The organism is Gluconacetobacter azotocaptans (assembly GCF_014174355.1).
Lineage (GTDB): Bacteria > Pseudomonadota > Alphaproteobacteria > Acetobacterales > Acetobacteraceae > Gluconacetobacter > Gluconacetobacter azotocaptans.
The window spans coordinates 323,438-335,263 of the sequence record NZ_JABEQF010000001.1; the positions used below are offsets into that span (position 1 = coordinate 323,438).

At 64.1% G+C, this 11,826-nt stretch carries 10 protein-coding genes; 9 read left to right on the plus strand and 1 reads right to left on the minus strand.

What is annotated here, in order from left to right; translation table 11 throughout:
- The first annotated feature begins 22 nt into the window (after window positions 1-22).
- A complete protein-coding gene (locus HLH34_RS01485) occupies window positions 23-1,456 on the plus strand; it encodes a M20 family metallopeptidase (protein WP_183117804.1) in 1,434 nt (477 codons plus the stop codon).
- A gap of 142 nt (window positions 1,457-1,598) precedes the next feature.
- On the opposite strand, the gene HLH34_RS01490 is transcribed toward HLH34_RS01485, so the two are convergent.
- On the minus strand, window positions 1,599-4,154 hold the full coding sequence (locus HLH34_RS01490) for a TonB-dependent receptor plug domain-containing protein (protein ID WP_183117805.1): 2,556 nt from the start codon (window positions 4,152-4,154) through the stop codon (window positions 1,599-1,601).
- Window positions 4,155-4,478: 324 nt separating this feature from the next.
- Between HLH34_RS01490 and HLH34_RS01495 the strand changes: the two genes are divergently transcribed.
- From HLH34_RS01495 to HLH34_RS01530, 8 genes are all read left to right on the plus strand, one after another.
- Window positions 4,479-6,080, plus strand: coding sequence for a flavin monoamine oxidase family protein (locus HLH34_RS01495; protein WP_183117806.1), 1,602 nt, complete (start codon window positions 4,479-4,481; stop codon window positions 6,078-6,080).
- Complete coding sequence (locus HLH34_RS01500; protein WP_183117807.1) at window positions 6,080-6,499, plus strand: c-type cytochrome; 420 nt, start codon at window positions 6,080-6,082, stop codon at window positions 6,497-6,499. Before HLH34_RS01495 ends, HLH34_RS01500 begins: the two co-directional genes overlap by 1 nt.
- Window positions 6,500-6,503: 4 nt before the next feature.
- A complete protein-coding gene (locus tag HLH34_RS01505; RefSeq protein WP_183117808.1) occupies window positions 6,504-7,013 on the plus strand; it encodes a RidA family protein in 510 nt (169 codons plus the stop codon).
- 164 nt (window positions 7,014-7,177) lie between these two features.
- Window positions 7,178-7,681, plus strand: coding sequence for an HD domain-containing protein (locus HLH34_RS01510; protein ID WP_183117809.1), 504 nt, complete (start codon window positions 7,178-7,180; stop codon window positions 7,679-7,681).
- 598 nt (window positions 7,682-8,279) lie between these two features.
- Window positions 8,280-8,861, plus strand: coding sequence for a hypothetical protein (locus HLH34_RS01515; protein WP_183117810.1), 582 nt, complete (start codon window positions 8,280-8,282; stop codon window positions 8,859-8,861).
- The gene (locus HLH34_RS01520; RefSeq protein WP_183117811.1) at window positions 8,858-10,186 is read left to right on the plus strand and encodes a discoidin domain-containing protein; all 1,329 of its coding nucleotides are present in this window, start codon (window positions 8,858-8,860) and stop codon (window positions 10,184-10,186) included. Before HLH34_RS01515 ends, HLH34_RS01520 begins: the two co-directional genes overlap by 4 nt.
- A 157-nt stretch (window positions 10,187-10,343) precedes the next feature.
- Window positions 10,344-10,979, plus strand: a complete 636-nt coding sequence (locus tag HLH34_RS01525) for an ABC transporter ATP-binding protein (RefSeq protein ID WP_264784513.1) — start codon at window positions 10,344-10,346, stop codon at window positions 10,977-10,979.
- A complete protein-coding gene (locus HLH34_RS01530; RefSeq protein ID WP_183117812.1) occupies window positions 10,976-11,770 on the plus strand; it encodes an ABC transporter permease in 795 nt (264 codons plus the stop codon). Before HLH34_RS01525 ends, HLH34_RS01530 begins: the two co-directional genes overlap by 4 nt.
- Window positions 11,771-11,826 lie beyond the last annotated feature (56 nt).

Genomic DNA, 11,826 nt, shown 5'->3' on the forward strand with positions numbered 1-11,826 from the left:
GTTTTCAGATCCGGGGCAGGCGATGCGAAACAGCAATGAGATATGGGATTTCGTCGAAGCACGGAAGGAACCGCTCATCGCGCTCAGCGATGCCGTCTGGGCGGTGCCGGAACTGAATTTCGGCGAATTCCGATCGGTCGCCCTGCATGGCGCGACCCTGGAGAGCGAGGGCTTCCGCGTGACCCGCGACGTGGGCGGCCTGCCGACGGCGATCATGGGCGAAGCCGGCGAGGGCGGTCCGGTGATCGCCATTCTGGGTGAATATGACGCCCTGCCGGGCCTGAGCCAGCAGGCCGGGGCCACCCAACCCCGCCCCCTGCCGGGTGACGGCAACGGCCATGCCTGCGGGCATAACCTGCTGGGTTCGGCGTCGCTGCTCGCCGCGACCGCGGTCAAGAACTGGCTGGCCGCCACCGGGACGCCGGGCCGTGTCCGCTATTACGGATGCCCCGCCGAGGAAGGTGGCGCGGGCAAGGGATTCATGGTCCGCGCCGGGGTGTTCGATGACGTCGATGCCGCGATTTCCTGGCATCCGTTCTGCTTCGCCACCATCTTCCCCCCGGCGGCGCTGGCCAATGTCCGGCTGGATTTCACCTTCACCGGCCGTGCCGCACATGCGGCCGCCGCCCCGCATCTGGGCCGGTCGGCGCTGGATGCGGCGGAACTGATGAATATTGGCGTCAATTACCTGCGCGAACATATGCTGCCGACTTCACGCATCCATTATGCCTATCAGGATGCGGGCGGTGTCGCGCCGAACGTGGTGCAGGCCCGAACCGTCATCCGATATACCGTTCGGGCGGCGGAACTGGAGGACATGCTGGCGCTGGCCGAGCGCGTGCGCCGGGTGGCCGAGGGGGCCGCGATGATGACGGAAACCACCGTCACCTGCGCGGTTATCAGCGGCATGGCCAATTTGCTGGGCAATCCACCGCTGGAGGCCGCGATGCAGGCCAATCTGGAACGCCTTGGCCCGCCGCCGTTCGACGCCGCCGACCAGGCCTTCGCGCGCGAAATGCAGGCGACCTTCAGCGAACAGGATATCGTCACCGCCTTCCGGCAGGTCGGCCTGCCGGTCGATCGCAATACGGCATTGTGCGACAGGATCCTGCCCTATCCGACGCCGGGCGGCCCGGTGACCCTGGGATCCACCGATGTCGGCGACGTCAGTTGGACGGTGCCGACCGTTCAGGCGCTGGGGGCGACCTGTGCCATCGGTACGGCACTTCATTCCTGGCAGATGACGGCGCAGGGCACGTCCGCGCTGGCCCACAAGGGCATGGTCCATGTCGCCAAGATCATGGCGGCGACCGCGACCGACCTGCTGTCCGATCCGGGGTTGCTGGACCGCGCGAAGCAGGACCATGCGGCGAAGCTGCGGCAACGCCCGTATGTCAGCCCGATCCCGCCGGAGGTTCAGCCCCCGGTCCTTTACCCGGATCAGGTCGTCGGGTGAATCGGGCACGGCGACGCCGAAGTAAGCTCTTCCAAAAAAACAAACCCCGCCATCTCTGGCGGGGTTTGCCGGAAGTCCGGATAATCCGTGGCCAGCGGACCGATAGGGGATCCGCTGATTGGCCGGTTTCGGATACCGCGATTTAGAAGGTGGCGTTGATGCGGCCGTAGTAATAGCCGCCGGTGATGGGGATGCTCGAGGAGTTCTGGTCGTACTGGTTGGCGCCGAGATAGTTGGTGTAGGGCGTGAGCATGCGCGGGCGCTGGTTGAACAGGTTGTTGCCGCCCACGGCAAAATGCCAGTGCCGGTTGAGGCGATAGCCGATTTCCAGATCGGTCATCCAGACCGGCGTGTTCTTGAACTGCTGGAAGCACGTGATGGAGTACTGCATCGGCGAGCCGTCCGGGCAGTTCAGGTTGGCCGGCGTCTGGTCCGCGAACTGCATCATCGACGTGGTTTCGCCGTACCGGGTTTCGCGGATATTCACGTCCCAGTTCCCGACGGTGTAGTACGCGTTCAGGATGATCTTGCTGCGCGGCGAACCCGTGGTCAGATACCCGATCGTCTGGTCGTTCATATAGGAACTGCCATCCGAGGCATTGTTGATGTGCGTCATGCGCGTACGGTTGAGGTTCAGCGCCAGGGTCGTGTCCAGGGTTCCGTACTGGTTCATATGGAAGATATAATCCCCCATGATGTCCAGGCCCTGCGTGCGGGTGCTGCCGACGTTGGCGAAATAGTTGGCCGACACGTCGGCGGAAGTGATGCCCGCGGGCAGGGTCGCGCCCGTCATCGCGATCGCGTCGATCGCTGTCTGCCCGTTCGCGGTGCCGCCACCGAAAATACGGTCACGGATATTGATCTGATACACATCCGCCGAAAGGTGGAAGCCGTCCACCGGTTCGAGGACGAACCCGCCTTCGACGCTGGTCGAACGTTCCGGCTTCAGCGGCTGCGCGCCCAGGGCCTTGGCGGCCGCGCCTTCGGTGGCCAGCAGCCCGGTGGCCCCGGTTGGCGACACGTTCAGTGCGCTGAAATGCTCTTCCGGCAGGGTGGGGGCGCGGAAACCGTTGCTGATGGTGGCGCGGACCGCGATGCGCTTCGTGATGTCGTAGCGGGTCGAGACCTTGCCGTTCTCGGTGTTGCCGAAATCGGTGTAATGCTCGAACCGGCCCGCGAAATCGAGGTCCCAGTGCTTCAGGGGATGGAAGTCGCCGTCCAGATAGCCCGCCCAGACGTCGCGGCCCCACTTGCCCGAGTTTTCCGGCATCAGACCCGCATAACCCTGGGTGCCGCCGTACATGTACGAGGCCGGGTTGCCGGGAAGGATGGTATATTGCTCGAGCCGGTGTTCCGCGCCGAATGCCAGCGTCATCGGCACGACGTGGCCGATGTTGAAATTACGCCGCATGTCCAGATTGTTGGTCCACTGCATCAGTGTGTAGGATTCGGCACGCGCCTTGTTCGGCGACCAGCCCTCCTGCGCGATCATATTCGGGTTGGCAGTGTTCTTGTTGCCGATCGAATCGTCGTCCGCGCCGTAGGTGGTGCTCAGATCCCAGCCGAAGCCGAAGAAATTGTCGCCCTTGAGGCCGAGGGTCGCCGCATAGTCATTCTCGTCGATCGTTTCGAGCGGCGAGAAGCCGTTGGGCCAGATGCTGGGCGCCACGTTCGGCAGGCGATAATTCTCATATGCCTCGGAGTGACGATGAGCATAGGTGATCAGGCCGTAGCCCTGCACGCCCTCGGTCAGCGTCTTGCCGAATTCGATGCTCAGGTTCTCGCGCGTTTCCTCGGGCGTGCTCATGATCTTGTTGGAGTCATGAGGCACCACGAACCCCTTGTACTCCGGGTTCCCCTGGATCGTACGCACATCGGCCGAGTACGGGACCATGTGGTCGGCGTGCATCTCCTGCCCGCTGATATGGACATACCCGTCATCGCCGAAGCTGAAGCCACCGTCGATACCGACCTGGTACTGCCAGCCATCGCCGTTATAGGCGTTGGCACCTGTCTGGCCGGTGATGTTCAGACCATGGGCGGTCTTCTTGAGAATGATGTTGACCACGCCGGCGATCGCATCCGAACCATACATGGCCGCCGCGCCGTCGCGCAGGACCTCGATATGGTCGATCGCATTGGCCGGGATCATGTTCAGGTCGACCGGGGTGGAACCCTGCTGCGGTCCCTGGTCGGCATAGATGTTGGCGGTGGTGTGACGGCGCTTGCCGTCGACGAGCACCAGCACCTCGTTCGGGTTCAGGCCGCGCATGCGGATCGAGGAGGTCAGCGCGCCCGCGTCGGCGCCCATGGCCTGAGTCGTGATGGACGGATCGGTGCGCACGATGGCATCGGCCAGATTGACCTGGCCCGAGCGCATCAGGGTCTGGGCGGTCAGGATGCTGATGGGTGCCGTGGAATCGCGGGCGCGGCGATGGAAGGCATGCGTGCCGGTGACGATCACGGCTTCGCCGGCGTCGGCCGGCGGCGCGCGATAATACGGGACGGCCGGGGCGGCTGCCGGAACGGCGTGTGCAGCTGCCGGTGCAACGGGGGCCGTCTGTGCGGTGCTGGCCGCGGGCTTCGACGCATGGCGCGTGGTCTTGTGGGGGACCGTCGCCGCATCGGCGCCTGCGGTGCCGAGGCAACCGACGGCGGAAATCATGGTCGCGGCAACAAGGCGTCGTCGTAAGCTCATAAAGATGACCCGTTCATGATTTGATAAAACCTGGGTAACCTTAGCGTCATGCGGAACGTTCCGATAACAGCCTAATTCGGTATCGTGACGCTTTCGTCTCAATATGTTGCATTTAGATGACAGTCGGGGGTGGCCCGATGTGGTCCGGATGGCAATGGCGGCGCGTGGTTTGTGCCGTCGCGGGCGATGGATCGGGACGCGGGGTGAAAAACCATTACGATTGTGTGATCGGATTGTTGCCCCGATCCGACATCTCCCTGTAACTACCGTTTCACCCGCATGGATCGTCATCCGACATGCGTCACTTCATCCTGGGGAAGCTTGATGACAAATGCTTTGCAGCCTCCGGCGGCCACGCGCCGCCAGATGCTGACTCGAATCGGTATCCTGGGTGGCAGCGCGGCCCTTTATCAGGCGATGACCAGCCTGGGCCACGCGGCCGGCACCGACTTTCGCGGCGCGCCGGCCCTGACCGGGGCGAAGCGCGGCACGCGGGTGCTGGTGCTGGGCGCCGGCCTGGCCGGCATGCTGGCCGCCTATGAACTGCGCAAGGCCGGCTATCAGGTCCGGATCCTCGAATTCCAGAACCGCAGCGGCGGCCGCAACATTTCGTTGCGTGGAGGCGACACGCTGACGGAACTGGGGGGTGCCACGCAGAAGGTCCAGTTCGCCCCCGGCAACTATATCAATCCCGGCCCGTGGCGCATCCCCTACCACCACCAGGGACTGTTGCATTATTGTCGCGAGTTCGGGGTGGAGCTGGAACCGTTCGTCGAACTGAACCACAATTCATGGTTGCATTCGTCCACCAATTTCGGTGGCAAGCCGGTGCGCTATCGCGACTATGCCGCCGACTTTATGGGCTTCACGGCGGAACTGCTGTCCAAGTCCATCGACCAGCACAAGCTGGATGAGGCCGTCTCGGCCGACGAGCGCGCGCATGTCGCGGCGGCGATGCGCGGCTGGGCCGGGCTGGATGCCGACGGCGCGTATCGCAAGGGCGTCACCAGTTCATTGCGCCGTGGTTTCGCGAAGCCGCAGGGCGGCGGCGTGGATGGCGCGCCGATTCCGTCCGACCTGTTCGCCCGCGACGAGGTCATGCGCTCGGGCCTGTGGCAGTGGCTGGCGTTCCACGAGCGGCTGGACATGCAGACGACCATGTTCCAGCCGGTCGGCGGCATGGACCAGGTCGGCAAGGGCTTCACCCGGCAGGTTCATGACCTGATCACCCTGAACTGCAAGGTCTCGTCCATCCATCAGGACGATCATGGCGTTCAGGTCACCTATAACGACATGGCCAATGGCGGCGCCGTCCGGCAGGAAAGCGCGGATTATTGCGTCTGCACCATTCCCCTGTCGGTGCTGTCGCAGCTCGATATCCAGGTCAGCGGCCCGCTGAAGGCCGCGATCGCCGCGGTGCCCTACGCCTCGTCGGTCAAGCTGGGCATGGAGTTCAACCGCCGCTTCTGGGAAGAAGATGACCAGATCTATGGCGGCATCAGCTTCACCGACCAGCCGATCAGCCAGATTTCCTACCCCAGCCATGGCTATTTCTCGCGGGGGCCGGCGGTCCTGCTGGGCGGCTATATGTTCGGCCCTGCCGCCTACGATTTCGCGGGCATGACCCCGGCCGAGCGAATTGAGCACGGCCTGGCGCAGGGCTCGGTGATCCATCCGAACTATCGCAAGGAATTCCGCGGCGGCGTGGCCGTGTCCTGGAGCCGGATGCCCTGGACGCTGGGATGCTGCTCCATGTGGACCGAGCAGAGCCGCAAGATGCACTACAAGACATTGTGCGCGGTGGACAACCGGATCGTCCTGGCCGGCGAACATGCCTCCTATATCGGCTGCTGGCAGGAAGGCGCGATCCTGTCCTCGCTGGACGCCATCACCCGTCTGCACAAACGCGCGCTGGGAGCTGCCTGATGCGTCCCGCTATCCTTCTGCTCGCCGGCCTGGTCGCCGGCACGACCCTTGCCACGCAGGCGCGCGCCGACAGCGCCAGCGCCGTCGTCGGCCATCTGCAGCCCCTGACCGACGGGGCCTCGATCTACCAGCATGTCTGCCAGGGGTGCCACATGCCCGACGGCCGTGGCGCGATGGGGTCGGGGGCGCGCTTTCCGGCCTTGGCCGGCAACGCCAAGCTGGTCAGCGCGGATTATCCTGCCTACGTCATCCTGAACGGGTTCGGCGGCATGCCGTCGTTCGCCGGGCTGCTGACCGACAAGCAGGTGGCGGACGTCGTGAACTATGTCCGCACGCATTTCGGAAATCACTACACCGACGCCCTGAAGCCCGCTGACGTCGCCGCGCAGCGCCCGGCCATTACCCCCGAAGAGGAATAAGAACATGACGACATTCAAAATCGTTCGCGGTGCCGTGCTGGCGGCGGTTCTGGGCGCGGCCGGCCTGTCGTCGGCCCGGGCGGAAGGGGTAGTGCGCCACGTCGATCCGGCGAGCCATTTCCCCATCGCCACGGCGATCGAGGTGCTCCCCGGGGCGACCACCATCTATCTGAGCGGCATGGGCGCTCCGCCGGCCGACAAATCGGCCAAGCCCAACACGCTGGCGGCCTATGGCGACACCGAAACGCAGGTCCGTGCGTCGCTGCAGCGCATCCAGGGCGAACTGGCGAAGCTGAAGCTGAGCCTGGGCGACGTCGTGCAGATGCATATCTACATGGTGGCCGATCCCAAGCTGGGGAAGATCGATTTCCCGGGCATGATGAAAGCCTACACCGAGTTCTTCGGCACGCCCGCGCAGCCCAGGCTGCCGACCCGCTCGGCCTTCGAGGTCGCGCATCTGGCCAATCCGGGCTGGCTTGTGGAAATCGAGGTCACGGCGGTTCGCGCCCCGTAAGTTCAGCGCAGGCGGTTTCAGCCCCGGCCGGCAGGCATGTCCCTGCGGCTCGGGGCTGGCCGTTGATCGATCGCCGTCCAACATCGAATTATGTTTGGCGGCAGGCAACCTTATGCGGATGCCGTGCATTAGGGTGCCGGGATAATCGACTGGGAGACCGTCGGGTGACGGATCTGGTTTCGCGCGCTGCCGCCTTTGCGACAGCCGCACACGCCGGTGTTGGCCAACGCCGGAAATACACCAATGAACCCTTTATCGTGCACCCGCGGCGTGTCGCCGAACTGGTTGCCAGCACTGGCGCGCGCGACGAGGTGGTGGCGGCCGCGTGGCTGCATGACGTGGTCGAGGACACGCACGTCACGCTGGCCGAGATCGAGGCCGTGTTCGGTGCCGAGATCGCAACGCTGGTGGATATGGTGACGGATGTCGCCCCCCGGAAAGACGGGGCGCGTGCGGTGTGCCTGGGGCTGAACCGGGACCACCTGGCCAAGGCCTCGGCCGAGGCGCAGACGATCAGCATCGCCAGCCTGATGGACAATGCCGAACTGATCACCCGATACGAAGCCGACCAGGCAAAGCATCACCTGCAGGAAAAACTGGAGCTCCTGCGGGTTCTGGGCAAGGGTGACGCCGGGTTGTACATTCAGGCGGCCATGGTCGTGGCCTGAGAGCCCATTCCGAGGGGGGCAGTGCCGCAAGCGTGACGGCGCCACGTGTCGAACATGCGCAACTTTCCGCGCCGGGTGATGTTGACATTCTCATCCCCCAACGGGAGGTCTCGTCATGCAAACAGATGAAAGCGTCAAGCCGGATCTGCGGTCCCTCTCACAGGACCGCGATCGAAATTGTGCCCCGATCGGTTATCCGCCGGTGGCCGATTCCCTGTGTTTCGAAACCGTACCCCTGGGCATGCCTCGTTCTGACGGCACAGCCTCCTCGTCGTCGTGACGGTGTAGTTCCGGATCCGATCGCTCGGCGACCGGGTCCGGGACAAGGGCCTGAATCGGGATCGCCGTCACAAGTCCGTGTGCAATGCTGTGCAATATGGCCGTTGCGTGCGCCGTATTGCAGCGCCGGGATACTTTGTAACAAAATGAGATGAATCTTCCATGAAATTTTTATTAAGGTAACACGGATTGCTCCGGTCCGGACGCCGGAATAATCATCTTTGATGATGTTCTGGCGAGAGTAACGTGTTTGATGAATCAAATCAGTAAAGCACCTGATGCGCACTGGAACAGTTATTACGCCTCTGATGATGTGCCGATGTTGCCGTCCCAGTTCTCGGTTTTTGTGGCTTCGGAATTTCCCGATGCCGATTTCATCATCGATATCGGTTGTGGAAACGGCCGGGATGCTTTTTTCTTCTGCAAGCAGGGCTATCGCGTCGTGGCGGTGGATGCCTGTGCGGCGGCAATCGATTCGATCGAGGGCAAGGGCGCAGGCATCGGGGGGCCGCTGGCTCTGCAATGCCGGATCGACGCCATCGGAACGGCTGCGGAAATCGGCAGGGTTCTGACCGAGAACGGTATCGAGGGCCAGGGCGTGATCTATGCCCGTTTCTTCCTGCATGCCGTCGACCACGGCGGCGAAAATGCGTTCCTGGAGGTCTGCCGGGAGATTTCGACCCTGCGGGACGTGTCCGTGGCGGTGGAATTTCGCACCATCCGGGACAGGAGCCTTCCGAAGGAGACGCCGGATCATTTCCGGCGGTATCTCAACCCCGTCGAATTCGTGCAGAATGCCGCGCGCTTCGGGTTCAGGACAGTATACCTGACCGAAGGGTTCGGGTTCGCCAAATATAGATCCGATGACGCCCATGTCGCGCGCGTGATCCTGGCACAATGAATGTAGCCTTGCCTGATGGGGCGATCGGCGGGATATTTCCGAGGTCTCTGGTCCAGATTGCGGACTTCATTAACGCGGCGGCCCCGAGCCTGTTCTTCGGCGGATCCGGCGGATCGCCGCTGAGCGTCGGAATAGCGGGACGGGTGCGCTTCCTGCGCCTTGGGTTGCATGGCGCGGGCCCGCTGCATCTGTTCCATGTCGAGGTCAGGGACCGGAGCGGGGCGATGAACCTGCATCCCCGCCAGGTGACCGCGAGTTCCCTCTACGGCATGTCCGACAAATCCCCCAGGGAGCAGAAGCAGGCCTTGCAGGCACGTGCCCTGTCCCTGCTGTACTATCCCGTCGTGGGTGGGGATGGCCTGCATACGGCGGATGAGGACACCACCCCCTGGGTGCAGATCGATCTGCAGCGCCCGACCACTGTCGAAAGCATCCGCATCAGGAACCGGACCGATGTCTGGGCATGCCGCAACTGGTCCCTGACCGTGGAAGCGTCCGAGGATGGTCAGGACTGGCGGGCGGTATACGATCATCGAGCCGTCGTCGACGCGGTGAGCGTTCTGGTAGAGCAGCAGATCGCAAATGCGGCGTCGCCGGAACAGGGACGGGCCTTTCATCTGTACTGGCGGACCCTGCGCGTGTTCCTGTCCGGAGCGATCATCGAGCACGCCTTTTTCGACACGCTGTCGATCAGCGATGATGAACGCGGTATTCTTGGCGACGTCCTCAACACCAGGCTACTGTACCGATTCCAGCAGGAGATTACCGCGCACGGCATGGCGCGGACGTTCCGCTACTGGAGCGCCGACGAAAAAAAGAAATATGTCGAGGATGCGCTGGCGATCGTGGATGCCCTGAAGGACCTGTCGCCCCATGTCATGATCGGCTACGGGGCCGTGCTGTCCTATATCCGGTCGGGCGATCTGATGCCGCACGACGACGATATCGACGTGGTCATCGCGATGGATCAGGCCGCCTTCGCGGATATTCCCGCGGCCACGCGCGCGGTCAGCGCCTTCCTGACCGAACGGGGGTTCAGGCTCGACGGAGATTTCTTCTCGCATCGGTGGGTGGCGGCGCGGGATGACAAGACGTTGGATGTCTTCGTCGGCCTTTATTCGGGTGACACCGTCCGGTTCTATCCCGGACCGCCAGGAGGATGCGCGATCGTGGACGTGTTTCCCACGATCCCGGTCAGATTGTGCGACTGCATCGTTCCGATCCCGGCCAACCCGTTCCGCTACGTCGAGGCCATTTACGGCCCGTCATGGCGCATTCCGCAGCCTCTGTTCAGCCACGACTGGAACGAAGACGCGTTTGCGTGACGTCGGCCGCGCCCTGCCAATGGGCGGTGGGGGGCATTATGGTGTCTTTCGCGCCTCAACCAGTGGGTCTACAGCTTGAAGAGCATGTCGCCCCGGGCCTTCTGAAGGACCGTGGGTGACGTCATTGCCCAGCATGGATTCACGTGGTTCCACCAGAGTGTCGGATCGAACCCATTCCCGCCCCCTGTGCCCCGCCGGCCTGTCGCTACGGGGCCTGCGCAACTCCCATGCCGGGCCCTTCGATGTCGATGTGCCACGGGGGCGCTGTCTGGTCGTCACCGGCATGTCGGGGGCCGGCAAGTCGGTCCTGTTGCGGATGATCGCCGACCTGGACCCGCATCAGGGGGGCGTCGCGCTGGATGGCGTCGCCTGCGCCGACATGCCGGCGCATCAATGGCGGCGGCAGGTGCTTTATCTGCCCGCCGAACCCGGGTGGTGGTCCGACATCGTGCTGGACCACATGCCCGACGCTGCCGAGACCCGCGGGTTGCTGGTGCAGGTCGGCCTGCGTGAGGGCGTGTTGCGGACCCCGGTGCACCGCCTGTCGACCGGCGAACGGCAACGCCTGGCGCTGGTCCGTGCGCTGCTGCTGCAGCCGGGCGTGCTGCTGCTGGACGAACCGTGTTCCGCGCTGGACGAGGCGACCACCCGGAAGGTCGAAGCCCTGCTGGGCGATCGGAAGGCAAAAGGAATGGCGATCGTCCTGGTTTCGCACGATCAGGCGCAGGCCGACCGCATGGCGGACCTTCGCCGCCATATGATGTCCGGTCATTTCACCGGGGATGCGGCATGACCCCGATCCTGCTGACGACGTCAGACCTGCTGCTGGCCGCGGGCCTGATCGGTATCTGCGTGCTGCTGTCCGTCGTGCTGTCGCTGGACATTCATCGCACGCTGGCGATCGCGGCGGTGCGGATGGCCGCCCAGCTGGTCCTGACCGGCAGCGTCCTGCTGTTCGTGTTCGGCAGATCGTCGGTGTGGCTGACGTTTCTGGTGCTGGCCTTCATGTTCGCGGCGGCCTCGTACGAGGTCGGCTCCCGCCAGCAGGTATGCCTGGCTCCGTCATGGCATTTCGGCATCGGGGGCTTCGCCACGATTTTCGGTACGGTGGTCGTGGTGCTGGTCGGGCTGCTGACGGCGTTGCAGCCGCACCCGTGGTACCAGGCGCGCATCGCCATCCCGATGACAGGCCTGCTGCTGGGCAACGTCATGAACGCGACCAGCCTGTCGATGAACACGCTGCTGTCGGCCGTGGGGCGCGAGCGCGCGGCCATCGAGGCGCGGATCATCCTGGGTGCCACGCGGGCCGAGGCGATGAACGGCCTGATCCGTCAGGCCATCCGCACCGCCCTGATCCCGACCCTGAACCAGATGGCGGCAGCCGGCGTCATTACCCTGCCGGGTATCATGACCGGGCAGATTCTCGCTGGGATGAACCCGCTGGACGCCTCCAAATACCAGATCGTGCTCATGAGCCTGATCGTGAGCGGAAACATGATCGGCGCCACTCTGTCGGCCGGCCTGACGGCGGCGCGCCTGACCGATGCGCGCGGGCGCCTGCGGCTGGACCGCCTGCGCGACTGACCTGCGGCACGCACGCCCGGATCGCTCGTGGTCGCGACATATTTTATTCTCTTGAC